The organism is Pseudomonas guariconensis (assembly GCF_040822035.1).
Lineage (GTDB): Bacteria > Pseudomonadota > Gammaproteobacteria > Pseudomonadales > Pseudomonadaceae > Aquipseudomonas > Aquipseudomonas guariconensis.
The window spans coordinates 2,707,756-2,726,915 of record NZ_CP162012.1; the positions used below are offsets into that span (position 1 = coordinate 2,707,756).

The 19,160-nt window shown below is 60.2% G+C and carries 24 protein-coding genes and 1 pseudogene; 15 read left to right on the top strand and 10 right to left on the bottom strand.

The features are described 5' to 3' along the window. Positions 1-16 precede the first annotated feature (16 nt). The gene (locus tag AB1N67_RS12395) at positions 17-292 is read left to right on the top strand and encodes a peptidylprolyl isomerase (protein WP_043211902.1); all 276 of its coding nucleotides are present in this window, start codon (positions 17-19) and stop codon (positions 290-292) included. 2 nt (positions 293-294) lie between these two features. On the opposite strand, the gene AB1N67_RS12400 is transcribed toward AB1N67_RS12395, so the two are convergent. Continuing rightward, positions 295-918 (bottom strand): LysE family translocator, encoded by a 624-nt coding sequence (locus tag AB1N67_RS12400; RefSeq protein ID WP_043211899.1) that lies wholly within the window; start codon positions 916-918, stop codon positions 295-297. 135 nt (positions 919-1,053) lie between these two features. On the opposite strand from AB1N67_RS12400, the gene AB1N67_RS12405 reads away from it, so the two are divergent. Both AB1N67_RS12405 and AB1N67_RS12410 read left to right on the top strand, forming a co-directional pair. Then, positions 1,054-1,884 carry an AraC family transcriptional regulator gene (locus AB1N67_RS12405; protein WP_102082063.1) on the top strand — a complete coding sequence of 277 codons (831 nt, stop codon included), beginning with the start codon at positions 1,054-1,056 and terminating at the stop codon, positions 1,882-1,884. A 109-nt stretch (positions 1,885-1,993) separates the two neighbouring features. Then, complete coding sequence (locus tag AB1N67_RS12410) at positions 1,994-2,605, top strand: LysE family translocator (RefSeq protein ID WP_367863014.1); 612 nt, start codon at positions 1,994-1,996, stop codon at positions 2,603-2,605. Here the strand turns inward: AB1N67_RS12410 and AB1N67_RS12415 are convergent. After that, complete coding sequence (locus tag AB1N67_RS12415; protein ID WP_367863015.1) at positions 2,583-3,278, bottom strand: metallophosphoesterase; 696 nt, start codon at positions 3,276-3,278, stop codon at positions 2,583-2,585. The genes AB1N67_RS12410 and AB1N67_RS12415 overlap by 23 nt on opposite strands. Positions 3,279-3,356: 78 nt before the next feature. Between AB1N67_RS12415 and AB1N67_RS12420 the strand changes: the two genes are divergently transcribed. The 3 genes from AB1N67_RS12420 to AB1N67_RS12430 all read left to right on the top strand — a co-directional run bounded on the left by AB1N67_RS12420 (position 3,357) and on the right by AB1N67_RS12430 (position 4,933). Next, the gene (locus tag AB1N67_RS12420) at positions 3,357-3,869 is read left to right on the top strand and encodes a DUF3016 domain-containing protein (RefSeq protein ID WP_182943171.1); all 513 of its coding nucleotides are present in this window, start codon (positions 3,357-3,359) and stop codon (positions 3,867-3,869) included. Between the two features lie 81 nt (positions 3,870-3,950). After that, positions 3,951-4,694, top strand: a complete 744-nt coding sequence (locus AB1N67_RS12425; protein WP_102082065.1) for a carbon-nitrogen hydrolase family protein — start codon at positions 3,951-3,953, stop codon at positions 4,692-4,694. Then, on the top strand, positions 4,691-4,933 hold the full coding sequence (locus AB1N67_RS12430) for a hypothetical protein (protein ID WP_080642107.1): 243 nt from the start codon (positions 4,691-4,693) through the stop codon (positions 4,931-4,933). The genes AB1N67_RS12425 and AB1N67_RS12430 overlap by 4 nt, the downstream gene beginning before the upstream one ends. A 6-nt stretch (positions 4,934-4,939) precedes the next feature. Here the strand turns inward: AB1N67_RS12430 and AB1N67_RS12435 are convergent, their stop codons facing one another. Beyond that, the gene (locus AB1N67_RS12435) at positions 4,940-5,440 is read right to left on the bottom strand and encodes a methylated-DNA--[protein]-cysteine S-methyltransferase (protein ID WP_043211889.1); all 501 of its coding nucleotides are present in this window, start codon (positions 5,438-5,440) and stop codon (positions 4,940-4,942) included. A 288-nt stretch (positions 5,441-5,728) separates the two neighbouring features. Between AB1N67_RS12435 and AB1N67_RS12440 the strand changes: the two genes are divergently transcribed. Beyond that, positions 5,729-6,043, top strand: coding sequence for a hypothetical protein (locus tag AB1N67_RS12440; protein ID WP_253131710.1), 315 nt, complete (start codon positions 5,729-5,731; stop codon positions 6,041-6,043). A 63-nt stretch (positions 6,044-6,106) separates the two neighbouring features. Here AB1N67_RS12440 and AB1N67_RS12445 read toward each other — a convergent pair whose 3' ends face one another. The 3 genes from AB1N67_RS12445 to AB1N67_RS12455 form a co-directional block, all read right to left on the bottom strand. After that, the gene (locus AB1N67_RS12445) at positions 6,107-6,433 is read right to left on the bottom strand and encodes a hypothetical protein (protein WP_052352471.1); all 327 of its coding nucleotides are present in this window, start codon (positions 6,431-6,433) and stop codon (positions 6,107-6,109) included. A gap of 129 nt (positions 6,434-6,562) precedes the next feature. Next, positions 6,563-6,778: a hypothetical protein gene (locus tag AB1N67_RS12450; RefSeq protein ID WP_043211886.1), complete on the bottom strand. Its 216-nt coding sequence runs from the start codon at positions 6,776-6,778 to the stop codon at positions 6,563-6,565. 152 nt (positions 6,779-6,930) lie between these two features. Then, positions 6,931-7,227: a hypothetical protein gene (locus tag AB1N67_RS12455; protein WP_090343064.1), complete on the bottom strand. Its 297-nt coding sequence runs from the start codon at positions 7,225-7,227 to the stop codon at positions 6,931-6,933. A 183-nt stretch (positions 7,228-7,410) separates the two neighbouring features. On the opposite strand from AB1N67_RS12455, the gene AB1N67_RS12460 reads away from it, so the two are divergent. Then, a complete protein-coding gene (locus AB1N67_RS12460) occupies positions 7,411-8,250 on the top strand; it encodes a lipopolysaccharide kinase InaA family protein (RefSeq protein ID WP_367863016.1) in 840 nt (279 codons plus the stop codon). Between the two features lie 296 nt (positions 8,251-8,546). On the opposite strand, the gene AB1N67_RS12465 is transcribed toward AB1N67_RS12460, so the two are convergent. Both AB1N67_RS12465 and AB1N67_RS12470 read right to left on the bottom strand, forming a co-directional pair. Beyond that, positions 8,547-8,918: a hypothetical protein gene (locus AB1N67_RS12465; RefSeq protein ID WP_043211882.1), complete on the bottom strand. Its 372-nt coding sequence runs from the start codon at positions 8,916-8,918 to the stop codon at positions 8,547-8,549. 207 nt (positions 8,919-9,125) lie between these two features. Then, a complete protein-coding gene (locus AB1N67_RS12470; protein ID WP_043211878.1) occupies positions 9,126-9,383 on the bottom strand; it encodes a hypothetical protein in 258 nt (85 codons plus the stop codon). Positions 9,384-10,293: 910 nt separating this feature from the next. Here AB1N67_RS12470 and AB1N67_RS12475 point away from each other — a divergent pair. From AB1N67_RS12475 to AB1N67_RS12495, 5 genes and pseudogenes are all read left to right on the top strand, one after another. After that, entirely contained in the window at positions 10,294-11,064 is a 771-nt protein-coding gene (locus AB1N67_RS12475) for an EAL domain-containing protein (RefSeq protein WP_332772086.1), read from the top strand. A gap of 191 nt (positions 11,065-11,255) precedes the next feature. After that, positions 11,256-12,575, top strand: coding sequence for a PAS domain-containing methyl-accepting chemotaxis protein (locus AB1N67_RS12480; RefSeq protein WP_332772087.1), 1,320 nt, complete (start codon positions 11,256-11,258; stop codon positions 12,573-12,575). 272 nt (positions 12,576-12,847) lie between these two features. Then, positions 12,848-13,049, top strand: a pseudogene (locus AB1N67_RS12485) (site-specific integrase); the annotation flags it as partial. Between the two features lie 20 nt (positions 13,050-13,069). Then, entirely contained in the window at positions 13,070-14,656 is a 1,587-nt protein-coding gene (locus AB1N67_RS12490) for an ABC-F family ATPase (RefSeq protein WP_043211874.1), read from the top strand. Positions 14,657-14,834: 178 nt separating this feature from the next. Then, positions 14,835-16,013 carry an MFS transporter gene (locus AB1N67_RS12495; RefSeq protein WP_043211872.1) on the top strand — a complete coding sequence of 393 codons (1,179 nt, stop codon included), beginning with the start codon at positions 14,835-14,837 and terminating at the stop codon, positions 16,011-16,013. On the opposite strand, the gene AB1N67_RS12500 is transcribed toward AB1N67_RS12495, so the two are convergent. Beyond that, positions 15,981-17,021, bottom strand: coding sequence for an alpha/beta hydrolase family protein (locus AB1N67_RS12500; protein WP_367863017.1), 1,041 nt, complete (start codon positions 17,019-17,021; stop codon positions 15,981-15,983). The genes AB1N67_RS12495 and AB1N67_RS12500 overlap by 33 nt on opposite strands. Positions 17,022-17,152: 131 nt before the next feature. Beyond that, a complete protein-coding gene (locus AB1N67_RS12505; RefSeq protein WP_043211869.1) occupies positions 17,153-17,764 on the bottom strand; it encodes an FMN-dependent NADH-azoreductase in 612 nt (203 codons plus the stop codon). A 134-nt stretch (positions 17,765-17,898) separates the two neighbouring features. Here AB1N67_RS12505 and AB1N67_RS12510 point away from each other — a divergent pair, with 134 nt between their 5' ends. Further along, positions 17,899-18,801 carry a LysR substrate-binding domain-containing protein gene (locus tag AB1N67_RS12510; protein ID WP_043211867.1) on the top strand — a complete coding sequence of 301 codons (903 nt, stop codon included), beginning with the start codon at positions 17,899-17,901 and terminating at the stop codon, positions 18,799-18,801. Beyond that, positions 18,794-19,156 carry an MmcQ/YjbR family DNA-binding protein gene (locus AB1N67_RS12515; RefSeq protein WP_043211865.1) on the top strand — a complete coding sequence of 121 codons (363 nt, stop codon included), beginning with the start codon at positions 18,794-18,796 and terminating at the stop codon, positions 19,154-19,156. The genes AB1N67_RS12510 and AB1N67_RS12515 overlap by 8 nt, the downstream gene beginning before the upstream one ends. Positions 19,157-19,160 lie beyond the last annotated feature (4 nt).

Sequence of the window (19,160 nt, forward strand, 5' to 3'; positions counted from 1 at the left end):
GAAGCACAGGTGTCCCATGAAAGCCCAAGCCCGCCACATCCTGGTCAAGACCGCTGCCGAAGCCGAACAGCTCAAGCAACGGATCGCCAAGGGCGAAGCCTTCGACGTGCTGGCCAAGAAATTCTCCACCTGCCCCTCGGGCAAACGCGGCGGCGACCTGGGCGAAGTCCGCCCAGGCCAGTTGGTGGGCGCCATCGACCAGGTGATCTTCAAGAAGGCCCTGCGCGTGGTGCATGGGCCGATCAAGACCAAGTTTGGGTATCACCTGGTGCAGACGTTCTATCGCGATTGACCTCAGCGCCGCGCCGCCAAAAGCCCCAACCCCGCACACCCCAACAACGACGCACTGACCCGGTTGAACACCCGGCGCGGCCCTGGGCGCTCGAACCAGCGCTGCATGTACGCCCCAAGGCCCGCATAGATCGCGATGGCCGCCCATTCCAGCAGCAGGAACATAACGCCCAGCCAGAGGAATTGCTCGGCGACCGGCATGGCACTGCCCACCGAGACGAACTGCGGCAGGAATGCAGTGAAGATCAGGATGGCTTTCGGGTTGCCCGCTGCCACCCAGAACTCCTGACGGGCCAGGCGCCAGGTACCCCGTGGATGGTCACTCGCCACGACCGCCTCACCCACCGGCGCCCGCCACAGCTGCCAGGCGATGTAGAACAGGTACGCTGCGCCCAGCACCTTGATGATCAGGAACAGGTATTCGCTGGTGTGCAACACCACCGCCAAGCCCATGGCAGCCAGGGCGATCATGCCGCTGAAGGCGAGCAACCGGCCGATGCCGGCCATGCAGGCGGTGCGCAGGCCATAGCGGCTGGCGTTGTGCAGCGACAACAGGTTGTTGGGGCCAGGCGCCATGTTCAGGGCGAAACAGGCGGGGATGAACAGCAGCAAGCTCGACAGGTCCATTTTTCTTCTCCTTCGGGACCTCGGCAGCCTCGCGCCGGGTGTGCATTGCGTCAAGTACAGTGGCGCAGTGAATGGCCGGAACAGTGGCCAGCAGTTTAGACTGCGTGCTCCGGCACTCGGCGAAGCAGGCCCTGCATGACCCTATCGAACAGCGAAATCTGGCGCGACCCGGCCCTGCCCTTCGTGGAAAGCCGGCGCGCCTGCCATAGCCGCGCCTGCTACAAGGCCCATAGCCATCCGACGTTCTCCATCGGTGCGGTAGATGCCGGCCTCAGCTGGTTCACCGGCGCGGGCGACGGCCAGGCGCGCCTGACGCCCGGCACCTTGGTACTGGTCCCGGCACAGCGGGTGCATGCCTGCAATCCCGAGTCAGGCCAGGCCTGGAGCTATCAGATGGTGCATGTGGATGCGCAGTGGCTGGGACGCCTGCGACTGGAGTCAGGCGTTAGCGCTGCCGAGCCTGGAGCGCCTGCGCGAATCACGCGTTCGGCTGAAGTGTATCGGCAGTTCTGCCAGCTCAATGCATTGTTGTTTTCCGACGCGGCACCCTCGCAGAAGGAAGCCGCGTTGGTGGCCTTCATCGGTGACCACGACTTTGCAGCGCATGCGACGCTGGATGCTGCCCCGCCCCCTGCCTTGAGCGCCCCAGCCCTGCGCGAGCTGATTGCCATGCTGCAGACGTGCGAGCTGGCCGAAATCAGCCTGGAGCATCTGGCCGGGCACGTCGGGTTGGGGCGATACCAGTTGATCCGGGCGTTCCGCGCCGCGACGGGGCTCACACCACACGCCTACCTGCTCAATGAGCGGGTCAACCGGGCGCGGGGGTTGCTCGGCCAAGGCCAGGACCTTGCGCAGGTGGCTTATCGCCTGGGCTTTGCCGACCAGAGCCACTTCCAGCGGGTGTTCAAGGCGCACGCGGGCATGACCCCCGGACAATATCGACATGGCGTCGGGGCACGCGGGTAAACCTACCCACCCGCTCCGCGCGCTGGAGCACACGCCGTGCAATTATCTTCAATACCGCCCAAGGCTTGGGACGACAGACTGCGGCTTTCCTTGCCACAGAAGCCTACCCATGGAGCAATTTCTCGTCGTCGCCGCAGCCCATTTCCTGGCCCTGCTCTCCCCTGGTCCCGATTTCTTCCTCGTCGCTCGCGCCTCGGCCACCGCCGGCTGGCGCACCGCGAGCGGTGCTTGCCTGGGGATCGCCCTGGCCAACGGCGTATTCATCGCCATAGCCTTTACCGGCGTCTCCATTCTGCAGGAGGGCAGCGCGCTGTTCATCGCGTTGCAACTGGCCGGCTGTGCCTACTTGCTGTATATCGGCGGGCTGTTCCTGCGCCATGCCGGGCGCAGCGACCTGCAATCGGCCGAGGTCGGTATTGGTCACGGCTGGGTACAGAACCTGGGAATGGGCTTCACCTCGGGCATCCTCAACCCGAAGAACGCTCTGTTCTATGCAAGCCTGGCAAGCATGCTCGCAGCCAGCAGCGCGGGCTGGAAGCTCGTCTATGGTGTGTGGATGTTCACAATCGTGCTGGGCTGGGACCTGCTGGTGGCGGTGGCCATCGGCAATCGCCGGGGGCTGCGGCGCTTCGCCCAAGTCTTGCCGTGGCTGGAGCGTGCTTCCGGTGTGCTGTTGATTCTGCTGGCCAGCGCGGTGCTCATGCGCCTGGCCTGGGGTTGATCACGCTCAGCGTCCTGAGGTCCACCACACTGAAAAAGCCGCTGGCCCAGCCGCCGGTGTCCAGGTGCCAGACGTTGCCCAACTGCTTGACCCGCAGCACTGGGGTATGGCCGACCAGCAAGGCGCGCAAGCCACCGACCGGCTCGGTGTCGCCCTCACGCAGGCGTCGACGCGACCATTGGCAGACTTCTCGGACTTCAGGATCGTCCATAGCCTCTAGAAAAGCCTTGAGCGTCGACCATTCGGGAAATGGGCTATCGGCATGCAAGAGGCCGATCAGCCCAAGCGACGTCTGCACCTCGATCGCCACTGGCATCTGCGCGAAGCCTTCGACGTAGCGTTGTTGTTCGGCACGAGGAAGGTCGAGAAACCAGCCCCCGCCTGCAGAGCGGTACATCTCCAGATCGACTCTGCCACCGCGCAGGTGGGCGATGGCGAGCGCCTCATGGTTGCCCTGTACCGCGTGGAACCAGGGTTGCGCCAACCAGTCCAGCGCCTGCTCGCTGGCCGGCCCCCGGTCCACCAGATCGCCCACGCTGAACAGCCGATCCACCTCAGGATCGAATCCCACCTCGTCCAGGCATCGCTGCAACCGCTCGAAATGACCATGGATGTCGCCCACGGCCAGATCGCGGCCACGGTTATTGGCACTCACCCGCCGAAAACGGCTCATTGCTTCCACCCTCTGCTGCTGTCCCAGCGGCAGGCGTAAAATAGAGAGGCGATCCGTCCGTGCCCGTAGAGGTGCATCATGCGTACCACCCTCTCCTATGTCTTGATGCTGCTGGCCTCCAACAGCATGGCACAAGGCACACCAACCGCGCAGGTGGACGTGCATTTCGATCATCCCGAGCAGTTCCGCGATGCCAGCCTCGATAGCCATGGCTACGAACGGGGCGCTGATGCGTACGTCATCAAGACCCTCACCGAGCATCTGCACAGGCTCGGCCAGCGCTATCTGCAACCTGGGCAGCAACTGCGCATCGATGTGCGCGACATCGACCTGGCCGGGCGCTTCGAGCCGTGGCACAGCCGGGCCTACGATGTGCGCTTCATGCGCGAGATCACCTGGCCCAGCATCGACCTGAGCTACACCCTCGTCCAGCCCGGGCAACCGGAAAAACACGCCCAGGAGCGCGTCAGCGACAAGATGTACCTCAGCCGCCCCGGCCGCCAGGCCAGCAGCAGCGATCGCCTGTATGCGGAAAAAGCCATGCTCACCGACTGGTTCCGTCAGCGCTTCGCCCCGCACCCGGCCTCCTGAATCACTTCAGCGCGGGGTGGCCTGGGCGGGCTGGCCGATAGTATTCTCAGCCTTCCCGCTTTCTCCATGGATGGAATCGCCATGAAACTGTGTGCTGTGCAACTGGCCTCCGGCAAGGGCGACCTGCCGGGCAATCTGGAGCGTCACCGCTACTGCGTCGAACAGGCAGTCGCACGCGGGGCGGAGCTGGTGGTATTCCCCGAGCTGTCCTTGAGCGGCTATGAACCCACCCTGGCCCAACAATTGGCGCAACCATCGGACACCTCCCTGCTCGATCCGCTGCAAGCGCTCTGTGACCGCCATGGCATCGCGGTGGCCGTCGGTCTACCGTTGCTGGCCCCCACCGGGATTTGCATTGGTATGCCGATCCTGCGCCCTGGCGCCCCGCCCCACTTCTATGCCAAACAGCGCCTGCACGATGATGAGCTGCCATTCTTCATCGCTGGCGAGCATCCGTTGGTGTTCACGGTGGGCAACCAGCGCATCGCACCGGCCATCTGCTACGAATCGATGTTCATCGAGCATGCCGAGCAGGCTCGTTCGGCAGGGGCAGACATCTATATGGTCAGCGTGGCCAAGACAACCAAGGGCATAGACGAAGGCTTTCGGCATTACCCGGACGTTGCCCGGCGTCTGGGCATGCCGGTGTTGCTCGCCAACTGTGTAGGGCCGGCCGATACCTTCGTCGGCGCCGGCCATTCCGCCGCCTGGGACCCCCAAGGGAATCTCTTGGCAGCATTGGATGAGCACGCCCAGGGGCTGGTGCTGCTGGACACCACGTCGATGACTGCCCAAGCCATAACCTTGGGCGCGCTGGCGCCATGAAGTACTTAGCCACGGCGCTGGCCTGCTATGCCTGCACTCATTACCTGGTCGGTCTGTTGATTCATGGCCGAGTGGCCGAGATGGCCGAAGGACTACGCCACCGACCGGACGCTCCTACACCTGGCGAGTTCCTGCGAGAAACACAACCCTACGCGCGGCGTGCTCATCGGCAGTACAGCCTGGTGGTCGGGACGGCGGCGGCGGTGATTGGTTGCCTGATCGTGCTCTGGATGAGTTGAACGGGCTCAAAGATCCAACGCGAGGCTCTCTCGTCCTTCAAGGGCCAACAGGTACTGTTTGGCCTGCAGCCCACCGGCGAAGCCGGTCAGACCGCCAGATGCGCCGATCACCCGGTGGCACGGAGCGATGATCGAAATCGGGTTGCGTCCGTTGGCCGCTCCTACTGCCCGCACGGCGCTTGGGTTGCCGATCTGCCGGGCAATATCGCTGTAGCTGCGGGTCTGCCCGAAGGGGATGGTCAGCAGCGCGGCCCAGACCTGGCGCTGGAAGTCCGTGCCGACAAAATCAAGCGGCAGCTCGAAACCCTGGCGGCTGCCGGCAAAGTACTCGCCTAACTGCCGAGCTGTCTCCCGTAGCGTCGGATGTCCATCGTCCCGGTGCAGTGCGCCCAGACGCACACGGTTTTCCCGCTCCTGCTCCCACAACACCGCAGCCAGGCAATCGCCTCGGGCAACCAGCGTGAGGGTCCCAACGGGAGACTGAATGAAGGTAAAGGCGCAGGACATCGGAGCTGCTCGCTTGAAAAAACTGGTGCAAGGCACTCTACCCTTCGAGGTTGCTTGGTGCATCCGCTTTCTTGCCCTGGGAATTACCGCTGGACTGGTTAATTGGATATCTGTAACGACATCAGTCAATTACAGTCCCCGATTGGCCACTGTCTGAAAACTGGCACATACCAAAGTAATAGCTATTCTGGGTTAAACATCGCGTTTGTTGTTGCAGGGTCATCGGCAGAAAGGCGCCCTGACCCAAGGCAAACCGAAACCCACCGTATGCCGACAAACGTGGCCGCCATGGCTGAGTTTCTGCGTCAATGCTGGTTTCTGCTCCTAAGCCTCTACCAGACCATCCAAAGCCATGGCCTGATCGGTTGCGTGGTCGCGTTCATCCTGGCGTTGCTGATGAGCAAGATCGGCAGCAGGCTTACCGGACGCACCGAGCGTCTGAGTACCCTGCCAAGCGGTGAAGCGCACGTGCCGCCTGCTCCGGCCATTGAAGGCACCCTCAGGGCCTGGATCGGTCGCGTGGTCGGGACGCTGCTACAAATAGCGGCGGGCGTGCTGTTTCTGGTCACCGTGATCGCCACGGTGAATGTGCTGTTGTACTGACCTGCGTGACGGGACGTCACCGTCTGCCCAAAGACGGTGACGCTCCCCATGCGCGTGGACCACTCAACGCCCCCCGCAGACTGCTACGACTGCGGGCTTGCTGGCGCGCCCACCGGACTGCAATGCCGGGTCGCTTGCCACCCTCCTGGCGCGTCCGACACCCCAGGCCAGCGCCCGGGTCATCGATTCGCCTGGACGCGAGTCGAACGCCTCCTCATGCAAGGCCATGCCGGACGGTGCGTAAAGGCCGATGAACATCTGCGTCGCACCGGTTCGTGACAATCGAACCTGCACGTCAATACACGAGCCGCTGTCGAGCGTTTCGTCATGCGTTCGATGATGAAGAGTGGGGTCTGCCCAGGACCAGAACACGTCACCGCGAATTCTCATGCCGCCTCCTACGACTTTAGTCTTATGTGTGTTGGTAGTGGCACCATAGCGGATGGTTGCCAGCACGCAACCACGTACGACTGGTCAAGGGGGAGAATCGGACAACCGGTGCTGCACCTGCCGTGAAGGTCAGGAAGAGTCCGGGGTTTTGTCGCTGCCCGGTTCGAGCAACGATTCGGCGAACGTCATCCAATCCTCGAAGGCTTTGCGGTGCGCCTGGCACATCCCTTTCCACTCGGCGCCGCCCACACGACCGTAGGCGATCTGGTTCATGGTCGAGGAGGTCAAGGAATCGAGTTCTCTCAAAAGGTGGTAGGCACGGTAGCGCTTTTCTCTTTCAGGCATGGCTTTGTCTTCCAGCGGTGCACGACAGGGCAATACGAAGCCTTATGTAATGGATTTGACGGCTTCCTGGGTCTGGACCTCCAACGGCTCGAAAAGGTTCGCGCCGTGTTGTGAGCCTCCCGTCAAAAAGCCAGTATCGCACTTGTCACGGCTCACGTCCGGGTGCGAATCACGCCACTGATGGCCCAGCCGGCGAACACGAAAAAGGCATCGAGATAGAACAGCCCTGCATAGTTAGGTAGCAATGCTCCGCCAGTGGTTTGCAAAGGAGGAGCAGCGACGGCATGAATGCCGTTGGGGACCACTGCCAGCAGCACCAGGGCTGCATAGGTGGCGAGCCGAAGCGCATTCGTTCGCTTGCTGGAAGCCTCGGCCATTTTCAATCCGAAATAGGCGATAACAGCCGCCACTGGCAGAACCCAGATATGCGTGGGCAGGCTGAAGAACACTTCGGCCATCAAGCTTTTCGTTTCCACGGATACAACACCTTGTCGTTGAACGGCCGGATTATCCATGGCCTGGCTGGGTTGTGGCTAGACAGGTAAAACCAAAGTGTTCCAGGGATAGGAAAAATGTGAAAGAAATGTGAAAATCGAAAATTGATAGCCTATTGACACCATCAAGGAAGAAGCGTGTTACGCAATGCTCAGTTTTGTTTCAACGAGTTCTGCCACAGCGTGAAACATCAGCGCACGACGCTGTATTTTCGCTCACCCGTCCCGTCACCCACTCGACAAGCGCTGATACGCCTGATTGAGCAACCCTCTGGCGCCAAACGGATGAGCGCCCCGCTCGAGTGCACCGATAGCGCGTTGTTCTTCAAGCGCGAGCCGCTTGATTCGTTCAAGAAAAAGTGGCGCATGCAACGTTTCACGGCCAAGCGCAATGGCATGTACGACTGGCCCATGGAAGAGCTGATCAACACCCGCGAGGCAACCCGTCGCGGCGCCCGGGTTCCGCCTCTGGTTGGCTACGGCTACAGTCGTTGCAAGCTCGGCCTGATGAAGGACTTTTTCATCATCAGCCGATCCCTGGCCGACCATATCGATGGCATGGCGCTCATCCGGGCCAACCCACAAGCCGTTCGCACCGTCATCGAGGCCACCGCCGAGCTGTTGCATGAACTACACAACCACGGCATCTCCCACATGGACCTATGGGCGGCTAACGTCATGCTGCCCTTGCACGGCTCTGGACCTGCCCAGGCGATCGATCTGGAATACGGCTTCTTCACACCGACTGCATACTTCAGTGAAACCCTGGGCTTTCAGTTTGGCTTCCTGTATCTGCGCCATATCTACCGCTACATCACAGAATCGGCTTTTGACGACCTCGTAGCGCACTGCCTTGCGAAGTACTTTCCACACGTGGACCGCAAGGCATTTGACCAGACCTATGAAGTTGCCAAGCATCAGGTGATTGATCGACTCGAACGTCGGGCGATTTTCACCAAAGGTAGAGTGACGCGGTAAGTTGCTGCCAGGCCTGTGTGATGACCGCTCCACCTTTTGACGGCCGATGGTTTGGATCTTTCCCCGGACCTGGGTAATGGGATACCCAGGTTCATTGAACGAACAGCCCCTACGGTCTGCGCTTGAAATAGACGTACAGAGCCATCAGGTCGATGGCCAGTACGATCGAGACCACCACGACAGTGAAATAGATCTCCTCCCGAAGCATCGCGCAGCCCCCACGGCAAGATGTGTTCGAGAAGGAGCAATTCGCATTCCAGGTCCGCCGGACACTCGCTCGAAAAATCAGGAACCGCTTAGGCTGGCTTCGGATGCTCACTGGACACCGCATTGTTAGCGTCCACATCCTTCATCTCCTGCTCTACCGGAGCATCGTCATCCGCCGCCAGCGGTACTGAATCGCTGCTACGCGGCGCGGGGCCGCCCTGCTTTTCGTCGACTTTCGCCGTGTCGTCATCCTGCGAAGCCCCAACACCTTGGCCAGCCCCAGGGTCGCCAGGGGGAGGATTCCAATCTTCAGGCCGGTTATCCGACCATGCTTCGCCCACCCCTTGCTTGGGCTCAGATTTGGCCTTCTCCAAACCCGATCCATGGCCTTCTCCCGAGTCGGGAACGCTGTTGGGAACAGGTGGACGTGTCACGTCTGGATCGTTGCTTTCGATTGCCATGATCATTCTCCCGTTGGTGGCACAGGAAGCCTGTGCCTAAAACTGAGAATGATCGGTGCGCATAGAGTGCCCCGCGTTAGACGAGTGGCTTCAACCACGTTCGGTCTCACGGATGACTGTGTAGGCACCTAATATTGTCGCGGGGCCAACGTGTCGCATCTGGCGGTACACCGTATTGGGTTGCCCGGCGACCGCCCGACGACCGCGTTACCCTCGGATCGCCTGCAGCCGCTCCCGGCCAGCCTCTGTAATCGCATGCTCCCCTTCATCGCTGATGCGATAACGACCGGACACCATCTTGGTAATGGAGAACCGGACCAGCCCGCTCTTGGAAAGCGCTTGCCCCGCTTCGAAGCTCATCGCCTGCTCTAGATCGAAGATCTTTATTTCTCCAATCTTGTATCGGGCAAACGCTACCAGGGCAGCATCCAATTCTGTTTGATTGATCTTTCGAGCGACTTCCATTCGACCCTCCAGGTCATGAGCGCCCCGGTCCATGGGCGTGAACGCAACGAACCGGGTGGTTTGTTGAAGGCGGACCGTACTACGGCCCGGCGGAGGTCGCTACTGGCTTTCCATCCATGCTGGATGGGCGGGAAGGTTGTCAGAGCGCCCTGCCGCATGAGCTCAGCAAAAGCGGTGCATGGTCGCGCTGAGGTGATTGAAGAATGCTGTTGCCAAGCAGCACGGTTTCGAAATCAGAGATCGCCAGGAAAGCGCAACGGTCGACGGCGTGACCGGCTCCGCCCATCAGGGCCACGTCCACTGGTCAGCCTCGGGGCAAACGTCATGCAATTAGGCGTTTACTGGTGATCAAGCCCTCTGGCTCACCAATAAAACGCCTATAGAGGGAGGCCCATCATGAGACCTCTGAACAAACTGGCGCAGCAGCGGCGCCACCAACTGCATGTCCACATGCCGCCCAGTGGATTGAAGGAGGATGCTCATGGCAATGGATCGGACGCCCCATTACCGCCCATAACGCGAGAACTCGACCAAGCTGGTGGAAGAAAACCCACGTGGCTGGCAAGACCAAGGCAGTGATGCTTGAGAGAAGAATCGCCTTGTCTGATGAACGACGGCGCTTTGCTGCGAACTCGCCAGCGGTTATGCGAAGCGCCTTAGGTCACCAGGCATCAGTCGAGCCGATTTGTACAATAACTGACTTAAGTACAACAAAAAAAGCCATGACCGGCGTTTTCACTGCCTGATTTGTCACATTCACCCCCATAAAATGTGAAAATATCTATACACTTGACTTCCTTTTGTATAGGTATTGGCGCAATACTGCCGACACTGAGAAGCGCTTTTGAGCTCTCCAAGATGCCGGCATGGAGCCCTACCACCCCGTTCCCCTACCTGTGAGGCTCCAAAGATGTCTATACAACTCATATCTATCGAACCTCAAAGGCCCCATGGTTGCCGCAGCTGCCGGGATAAATCACCCATCGGTTTCGACTTCACGATGGCGTTCCAACCCATTGTCGATACGAGTACCAACAGCGTTTTTGCTTATGAATCATTGGTGCGGGGCGAGAATGGGGCGGGTGCAAACGCCGTCATGCAGCAGATAAATGACTCAAACAGATACAAATTTGATCAGGCGTGTCGGGTTAAAGCTGTCGAGCTCGCGGCCAAAACACGCATATCCGAACACTTGAGCATAAATTTTCTGCCCAATGCAGTTTATCAGGCAGAGGCCTGCATACGCACAACACTGATAGCCGCGGAAAAGTACAACTTTCCCATCGAAAAAATAATATTTGAAGTCACAGAGAACGAAAACATAACCGATAAAGCCCACATTAAAAAAATCATGGAATCTTACAAAAAACAAGGCTTCAAAACTGCAATTGATGATTTCGGTGCTGGATATTCAGGCTTGAACCTACTCGCCGACTTCCAACCAGACATCATCAAAATCGACATGGAATTGATTAGAAACATTCACAGAAGCCGAGCCAAGCAAGCGATAACCAGGAGCATAGTAACGCTGTGCAAGGACCTAAACATACAGGTGATAGCCGAAGGGATCGAGCACATTGAAGAACTGCAAACTCTACAGGAAGCCGGAATACACCTATTTCAAGGCTACCTGTTTGCGAAGCCGGAGCTCGAAACGCTCCCTCCGATAGCATGGCCTTAGGTCGAATATGGACGGCACTATAGGCTTCAATGCAGCACTCGAACTGACATCAGGCTAATTGAACTGCCACTCCTTATTCGTAATGTAAAGAAACGCCATAAGCGCAACTCTACGATTGAGCGCATTTGAGAACACCGCTTTACGTTCGACCACCCAACGGCCTGATTTAGCCATCCACATAACGGTGCGCCATGTTCAACAAACGTTTAAAACGCGAACTCGAAGAAGCCTTGTCAACGCTCTACGCACAAGACGCGAGAATGTCAGCAGTGAACCGATCCACTGCAATCATTGAATTTACGCCAGCGGGACTCGTAACCACCGCCAATCGAAATTTTTTAGACGCGCTGGGCTATCACCTCGAAGAGGTCATCGGAAAACACCACAGTATATTCTGTCTAGAACGTCACACCACAAGCTCTGAATACAGAGACTTCTGGAGAAGGCTTGCCGAAGGAGCGTCGTTCCGCGACCGCGTCGTCAGAAAAAACAAGCTGGGGGAAGCGGTATGGCTGGAGGCAAGCTACAACCCAATCAGAGACAGCAACGGACGCATTATAAGCATTTTAAAATGTGCCACCCTCGTCACAGATCAAGTGAAAAACGAACAGGAACAGCGAAGCACAATCGAAGCCATAAGCCGATCGATGGCAATGGTTTCGTTCACCCCGGAAGGGTATGTATTGGACGCCAATGAGAACTTTCTACGCACACTAGGCTATAGCCTGCATGAGGTTCTAGGCCAGCATCATCGACTGTTTTGCCCTCAGCAAGAGGTCGCGTCGCCCGAGTACAAAGAATTCTGGAGAAACCTGAACAAAGGCGAGTTTTTCTCGGGTCGCTTCCAACGCGTCAACCGATCCGGCAATACGGTATGGCTGAGCGCCACTTACAACCCTGTATTTGATGCCAGCAACAAACTTTACAAGATCGTGAAATTTGCTCGCGACATTACCGCACAGGTTGAACAACAAACCATCGAATCCGACGCAGCCAAACTTGCCTACGAAATATCTTTAAAAACCGACCACAGTGCGCAGCATGGTGCATTGGTCATCAATGAAACCGTTGCCGTGGTACGCGGTATCGCTGATGAAATCACGAAGGCAGCAGACAATATAGCGGCGGTGAGCAAGCAGTCCGACATGATTACTGGCATTATCCAGACCATACGTGAAATCGCTGATCAAACAAATCTTCTGGCATTAAATGCAGCCATCGAAGCAGCGAGAGCCGGAGAGCAAGGTAGAGGGTTTGCTGTCGTAGCGGACGAGGTTCGTCATCTAGCAGTGCGCACCGCCCAGGCCACCGTAGAAATCAGGGACGTAGTAAAGCGCAATCATGAGTTATCGCAAGAAGCCGTGAAAGGTATGCAAACCAGTCAGCACAAGGTTGATGTCGGCGTAGGTTTGGTCGGTGAAGCGGGAGAAATAATTGAGAGAATCCAAAGCGGTGCACGTCAAGTCGTGGAAACAGTTAAGCAGTTTAGCGAAACCATGAATAAAACCTGAAAATTTATTGCGATCTATGGCGCGGACCTCGGCGTCTAATATCTGCATCAATTAAAGCAATTGCCAATGATCGTCACTCACCCGCCCGCCAAGCGTGTCATGAAGTGCTTGCTGAGCGGAGTATGTGCGCCTGACTGGCGTGGATTCATGGGCTGTTCATCCGCGGCTTGGTCACATCGCGCGATCACGGGGAGAGCAGCGGCGGCGAGGACCGCGTGGAGGCGGATGTTTGGTAGACAGGCTGTCGTTCAGACGCAGTAAAGGGGACGGCCCCGTATAACTGCCGTCACACCTATGCGACAATAGGCGCAATGTCTGGTCTGAACCCCACATTCATCGCCCCACAGCTCGGGCAAAGCGTGCAGATGCGCTCATCGACATGCACGCTGGATTAATTCGGCCAACGCCTGGCAGGAGCTCGAAAAGCTCTCGATTGGTCCGAAACGCGTCCGCAGCTGCGAAGAAGCCACGTAAGTTATTGATAGGTAAGCTCCTTGATCTCCACCGCTAATATCACCATGCAATTCGGCGCCAAGCCGCTCTTCGAAAACGTCTCGGTCAAATTCAACAACGGCAACCGCTACGGCCTGATCGGCGCCAACGGCTGCGGCAAATCGACCTTCATGAAGATCCTTGGCGGTGACCTGGAGCCGTCCGCTGGCCAGGTGATGCTCGAGCAGAACACCCGCCTGGGTAAACTGCGCCAGGACCAGTTCGCCTACGAGGCCTTCAGCGTGATCGACACCGTGATCATGGGCCACGAGCAGCTCTGGAAGGTCAAGGCCGAGCGTGACCGCATCTATTCCCTGCCAGAAATGACCGAAGAAGACGGCATGGCCGTCGCTGAACTGGAAACCGAATTCGCCGAGATGGACGGCTACACCGCCGAGTCGCGCGCCGGCGAACTGCTGCTGGGCCTGGGCATTCCGTTGGAGCAGCACTTCGGGCCGATGAGTGAAGTGGCACCCGGCTGGAAGCTGCGCGTGCTGTTGGCCCAGGCGCTGTTCTCGGATCCGGACGTGCTGTTGCTGGACGAACCGACCAACCACCTGGACATCAACACCATCCGCTGGCTGGAAAACATTCTGACCGCGCGTAACAGCACCATGGTCATCATTTCCCACGACCGCCACTTCCTCAACAGCGTCTGCACCCACATGGCTGACCTGGACTACGGTGAGCTGCGCCTGTTCCCAGGCAACTACGACGAGTACATGACCGCCGCCACCCAGGCGCGCGAGCAGTTGCTGGCCGACAACGCCAAGAAGAAAGCGCAGATCGCCGAACTGCAGACCTTCGTCAGCCGCTTCTCGGCCAACGCCTCCAAGGCCAAGCAAGCGACCTCCCGTGCCAAGCAGATCGACAAGATCCAGCTGGCCGAGGTCAAGCCGTCGAGCCGGGTCAGCCCGTTCATCCGCTTCGAACAGACCAAGAAGCTGCATCGCCAGGCGGTGACCGTGGAGAAGGTATCCAAGGGCTTCGAGGGCAAGACCCTGTTCAAGGACTTCAGTTTCGTGGTCGAGGCTGGCGAGCGCGTAGCGATCATCGGCCCCAACGGTATCGGCAAGACCACCCTGCTGCGTACCTTGGTCGGCGAGATGGCACCGGATACCGGCTCCGTGAAATGGACCGACAGCGCCGAGGTGGGCTATTACGCCCAGGACCACGCCCACGACTTCGAGGACGACCTGAGCCTGTTCGACTGGATGGGCCAGTGGACTCAAGGCGAGCAGCTGATCCGCGGTACCCTGGGCCGCATGCTGTTCTCCAACGACGAGATCCTCAAGTCGGTGAAGGTGATCTCCGGTGGTGAGCAAGGCCGCATGCTGTTCGGCAAGTTGATCCTGCAAAAGCCCAACGTGCTGGTGATGGACGAACCGACCAACCACTTGGACATGGAGTCGATCGAGGCGCTGAACCTGGCGCTGGAGAACTACCCGGGAACGCTGGTGTTCGTCAGCCATGACCGCGAGTTCGTGTCGTCGCTGGCCACACGCATCATCGAGCTGACCCCGGATGGCGTGGTGGACTTCAGCGGCACTTACGACGACTACCTGCGTAGCCAGGGTGTTGTGGTCTGACAGCCTCGGCCTGAGCGCTTGATCCGATTCGCGGCTAAAGCAGCTCCTTCAGGTACCGCGCCGTTCTAAAGGACGGCACGGTACCTGCGGCTAACGAACAACTCGTTAGCCTGCTTTCTTTTATCCCGCGCAGACGCCATGATGGGCGACGCCCCACCGCCTGCCCGCGAACGTGCCCATGACCGCGCAACAACCTGCCTCCAGCGTCACCCTGCAGATCCTCTCGATCGTCTTCTATACCTTCATCGCCTTTCTGTGCATCGGTCTGCCGATCGCGGTGCTGCCCAGCTATGTCCATGATCAGTTAGGCTTTGGCGCAGTGATCGCCGGCCTGACCATTGGTCTTCAGTACCTGTCCACGCTCCTGAGTCGGCCATTCGCCGGACGGGTGGCCGATGGCCTGGGTGGCAAGCGAGCGATTCGCTATGGGCTTTACGGCATCGCCGGCTGCGGCGTGCTGACCTTGTTTTCGGCCTGGACCCTTGCCCTGCCTTGGCTGAGCCTGCTCCTGCTACTCGCCGGCCGAGTGCTGCTGGGCATCGCCCAAGGGTTAATCGGGGTCGCCACCTTGAGCTGGGGTATCGGTCAAGTCGGTAGCGAGCACACCGCAAAGGTGATTTCCTGGAACGGCATCGCCTCCTACGGCGCCATCGCCATTGGCGCGCCGGCCGGCGTGCTGCTGGTGGACGGGATCGATTTCAGCGTACTAGGCCCTGCATTGCTGGTGCTGGCACTGCTTGCCCTAATGGCGTTGCGCACACGCCCGGATGCCGTGGTGGTGCGGGGTGAACGTCTGCCGTTCTGGTCCGCCTTCGGGCGGGTAGCGCCTTTTGGCCTGGGGCTGACCCTGGCCTCGATCGGCTACGGCACCCTCACCACCTTCATCACCCTCTTTTACCTGGAGCGCGGCTGGATCGGCGCGGCCTGGTGCCTGAGCGCCTTCGGTCTGTGCTTCATCGTGTCCCGGCTGTTGTTCGTCAATGCGGTCAACCGCTTTGGCGGCTACAACGTGGCGATCGCATGCATGGCCACCGAAGTGCTGGGGCTGACCCTGCTTTGGCTGGCGCCCTCGCCTGCCTGGGCCCTGGTCGGCGCGGGCCTGACGGGGTTCGGGTTGTCTCTGGTGTACCCGGCGCTCGGGGTTGAGGCGATCCAGCAGGTACCGAGCAGCAGTCGTGGCGCGGGCCTGGGTGCCTATGCAGTGTTCTTCGACTTGGCCTTGGCCATCGCTGGGCCAGTGATGGGTACGGTGGCTGCGCACCAGGGCTATGCGTCGATCTTCTGCGTGGCCGCCTTGCTGGCACTGTCAGGGGTGGGTCTTGTGCTACTGCTCGCCCGCCGCGCCCATCGCGGCTGAGCGCTCGGCCGGCTGCGGCGTCCCTAGGGCTTGGCTGAAAAACAGCGCGGCCTCACGCTGCAACGAATGGTGAATATGGCGACGGTCGACACCATCAGCGTCCTTGCACAGCGCAGGCATACGGGCATGTTGCTCCTCGTCGCAGGGCGCCATGAACACGAAATGGCCGGCACCGGCCAGCAGGCGATAGTCAGGCGTTACCGGCAGTTTGCGCGCCAAGGCTTCGGCGTTGCGGTCCAGGGCCAGCAACTGGTCGCGGTCGCCGCTGTAGATCAATGCGGGGACCCTCACTCCGGCCAAGGCATGACGGCCGAACATCAGGCTCAGGGGCGCCATCAACATCACGGCCCCCACACGGGCATCGGCCTGTGGCGTGAGCTCGGCGCGGTCGGCGATCAGCACCCCATGGGTCTTGCAGGCATCGGCATCGCTGGGGCGCTCCAGGCAATACCGGTGCAGACGCTCCAGGTCCGGTTGTGCTCCAGAAAGGATCAACGCGGTTTCCCCTCCTGCCGAGTAACCGATCACCCCAACCTTGCCCTCGTTCAGGTAAGGGCCAAGCAGGGCGTCGCCACGGGCTGCGCTGATCGCCGCGCTCAGTTGCAAGGGGCGTCCGTAGAGGTTGCTCAGGGTACCCAGGCGGCTGTGGTCACGGTTGTTGTCGCCGGGATGGATCACGGCCACGACGATAAAACCCCGGCGCGCCAGGGCGGTGGCCAGGTCGTGCAGTGCCAGGGGGCTGCCGGTATTGCCGTGGGACAACACCAGCAAAGGGAACTGCCCCATGGCGACTGGAGCCTCCTCTGCCACGGTCAGTGGGTAGCCTTCCAGGCGCAAGGCGCGTGTCGGGCCATTGGCCGGGTAGAACGCCAGCGCCTGCATGGGTCGAGCATCCAGCGGATCGGCCAGTTGCATCCGGTGCAGGCCACTGACCCAAGATGCTGCCTCGGCGCGGGCCATCAAGCTGCCGAGCAACACCAAGGCCAACAGGGCATAGGTTCGCTTCATGGGCGGGGAGCTCCGCACAAGGCCGAAGGACAGCGCCAGCATAAAGCCAGCCAAACGGCAGGCAGATGAAACCTGAATGAAAAAAAACCGGCTGGCGCCCAGGGCGTCAGCCGGTTTTTTTCAGGCACCGATCAGGCAGCTGCGAACAGCTCGTTGGCGATCTGGGCCTGAGCGGCGTCGATGGCCTTGCTGCGGTGTTCCGGGCCGTAGGCCAGGCCGTGGGCGCGGACGATCTCGAGGTCGGTGATCCCGATGAAGCCAAGGAACACCTTGAGGAAGTCCTCATGCCCGACGCCAGTCGGCTGGCCGTGGTGCAGACCACCGGCGGTGGACACCAGAATCACTTTCTTGTCGCCGCACAGACCTTCAGGGCCGGCTTCGGTGTAGCGGAAAGTCTTGCCGGCGACGGCGACGCGGTCGATCCAGGCCTTGAGCTGAGTCGGCACGGAGAAGTTGTACATCGGCGCGCCGATCACCACTGCATCGGCAGCCAGGAACTCTTCCAGGGTCTCGGCGCTGAGCTTGGCTTCGTGGGCTTGAGCGGCGTCGCGCATTTCATCCGGGGTGCCGGCAGCAACCAGGGTCGCGGCGGAGAAGTGGCTGATCGCATCGGCGGCCAGGTCGCGGTACACCACCTCGATGCTCGGATCTGCAGCTTTCCAGGCTTGGACGACTTCACGGCTCAGTTGGCGGGAGGCGGAATTGTCGCCCAGGATGCTCGAATCGATATGCAACAGTTTCATGGGACTCTCCTGTGAGTGAAGACCGCATCAAGGGGCGATCGCGATGGAGAGAATCCTATAGAACCATCGAATGACTGATAAGCGGGCAAAAATGCGTTAGTTTGTCCTACAGATGGAACAATGAGACGTTAACCATGCAAGACCTCAATGACCTCTTCTATTTCGCCCGCGTGGTCGAAGCAGGCGGTTTCGCCGCGGCGGGCCGCCAGTTGGGCATTCCCAAGTCGCGTCTGTCGCGGCGCATCGCCGAGCTGGAAGAACGCTTGGGCACGCGCCTTCTGCAGCGCACCACCCGACAACTGAAGCTCACCGCCGTGGGCGAGCGCTACCTGCAGCATTGCCAGGCCATGCTGCTGGAGGCCGAGGCCGCGGACGAAGCGGTGGCGAGCATGAGCAGCGAACCGCGCGGGCGTCTGCGGGTGTCGTGCCCGGTGGCGCTGGCCCATGCGTTCCTGCCGGATGTGGTCAGCCGGTTTCTTGAGCAGTATCCGTTGGTGCAATTGGATTTGGTCCTGCTCAATCGGCGGGTCGATCTGATTTCCGAAGGGGTCGACGTGGCCCTGCGCGTGCGTGACCTAGGTGATGAGGACCCGGCCTTGGTCACTCGCCGCCTGCGCCCGGCGCAAACTCACCTGGTGGCCGCGCCGGGCTTTGCCGACCACTTGCGCGAGCCGTCGGAACTGGCCGGTTTGCCTGTGCTTGGTGCGGCGGAGGCAGATCGGTTGGTGCATCTGCGCCTGATCGGCCCTGGCGGACAGCAACAGGAGCTGGCCCTGGAACCTCGCCTGGCGGTGGACGATTTCTTGGTGCGCAAGGCGGCCGTGCGTGCAGGCCTGGGGTTTACCGCCCTGCCGAGCATGTTCTGCGAAGAGGAACTCGAACGCGGCGAACTGGTACGCCTGTTGCCGGATTGGTCGCTGCCTGGCGGTTGGCTGCAGGCGGTCTACCCTCATCGCCGGGGCCTGCTCCCGGCGGTGCGAGTATGGATCGATCATCTGGCGGCTTCGTTCGAAGCCTGTGGAGAGCGGTATGTCTGAGCGGCGGATGACGCCAGAACAGGTGGCAGCGTTCTGCCTGAACCTGCCCGGTGCCCGGGAGGACTATAAATGGGGCGGCGTACGGGTGTTTTCGGTCGCGGGCAACAAGATGTTCGCGGTACTCGACCTCGCGGGCGCGGGGTTGTCTTTCAAAGTGGCCGATGAGCTGTTCCTGGGCTATTGCGACCGCCCCGGCATCCGTCCGGCGCCTTATCTTGCAAGGGCGCGCTGGATCAGCATGGCCCCACCCTACCCCATGGGGCGCGAGGAATTGTGCGACCTGCTGCAACGCTCACACCAGTTGGTAGTGAAGCGGCTGCCCAAACGGCTGCAGGTTGGGCTGTTGCAAGGATGAAAAG

Bases quoted from the DNA above. Each gene is read 5' to 3' on its own strand.
- AB1N67_RS12395 (WP_043211902.1), top strand. From the start codon at position 17: ATGAAAGCCCAAGCCCGCCACATCCTGGTCAAGACCGCTGCCGAAGCC.
- AB1N67_RS12400 (WP_043211899.1), bottom strand. From the start codon at position 918: ATGGACCTGTCGAGCTTGCTGCTGTTCATCCCCGCCTGTTTCGCCCTG.
- AB1N67_RS12465 (WP_043211882.1), bottom strand. From the start codon at position 8,918: ATGGCAATCGAAAGCAACGATCCAGACGTGACACGTCCACCTGTTCCC.
- AB1N67_RS12430 (WP_080642107.1), top strand. From the start codon at position 4,691: ATGAAGTACTTAGCCACGGCGCTGGCCTGCTATGCCTGCACTCATTAC.
- AB1N67_RS12415 (WP_367863015.1), bottom strand. From the start codon at position 3,278: ATGAGCCGTTTTCGGCGGGTGAGTGCCAATAACCGTGGCCGCGATCTG.
- AB1N67_RS12440 (WP_253131710.1), top strand. From the start codon at position 5,729: ATGGCTGAGTTTCTGCGTCAATGCTGGTTTCTGCTCCTAAGCCTCTAC.
- AB1N67_RS12410 (WP_367863014.1), top strand. From the start codon at position 1,994: ATGGAGCAATTTCTCGTCGTCGCCGCAGCCCATTTCCTGGCCCTGCTC.
- AB1N67_RS12450 (WP_043211886.1), bottom strand. From the start codon at position 6,778: ATGCCTGAAAGAGAAAAGCGCTACCGTGCCTACCACCTTTTGAGAGAA.
- AB1N67_RS12470 (WP_043211878.1), bottom strand. From the start codon at position 9,383: ATGGAAGTCGCTCGAAAGATCAATCAAACAGAATTGGATGCTGCCCTG.
- AB1N67_RS12425 (WP_102082065.1), top strand. From the start codon at position 3,951: ATGAAACTGTGTGCTGTGCAACTGGCCTCCGGCAAGGGCGACCTGCCG.
- AB1N67_RS12515 (WP_043211865.1), top strand. From the start codon at position 18,794: ATGTCTGAGCGGCGGATGACGCCAGAACAGGTGGCAGCGTTCTGCCTG.
- AB1N67_RS12500 (WP_367863017.1), bottom strand. From the start codon at position 17,021: ATGAAGCGAACCTATGCCCTGTTGGCCTTGGTGTTGCTCGGCAGCTTG.
- AB1N67_RS12475 (WP_332772086.1), top strand. From the start codon at position 10,294: ATGTCTATACAACTCATATCTATCGAACCTCAAAGGCCCCATGGTTGC.
- AB1N67_RS12435 (WP_043211889.1), bottom strand. From the start codon at position 5,440: ATGTCCTGCGCCTTTACCTTCATTCAGTCTCCCGTTGGGACCCTCACG.
- AB1N67_RS12505 (WP_043211869.1), bottom strand. From the start codon at position 17,764: ATGAAACTGTTGCATATCGATTCGAGCATCCTGGGCGACAATTCCGCC.
- AB1N67_RS12445 (WP_052352471.1), bottom strand. From the start codon at position 6,433: ATGAGAATTCGCGGTGACGTGTTCTGGTCCTGGGCAGACCCCACTCTT.
- AB1N67_RS12480 (WP_332772087.1), top strand. From the start codon at position 11,256: ATGTTCAACAAACGTTTAAAACGCGAACTCGAAGAAGCCTTGTCAACG.
- AB1N67_RS12495 (WP_043211872.1), top strand. From the start codon at position 14,835: ATGACCGCGCAACAACCTGCCTCCAGCGTCACCCTGCAGATCCTCTCG.
- AB1N67_RS12510 (WP_043211867.1), top strand. From the start codon at position 17,899: ATGCAAGACCTCAATGACCTCTTCTATTTCGCCCGCGTGGTCGAAGCA.
- AB1N67_RS12405 (WP_102082063.1), top strand. From the start codon at position 1,054: ATGACCCTATCGAACAGCGAAATCTGGCGCGACCCGGCCCTGCCCTTC.
- AB1N67_RS12420 (WP_182943171.1), top strand. From the start codon at position 3,357: ATGCGTACCACCCTCTCCTATGTCTTGATGCTGCTGGCCTCCAACAGC.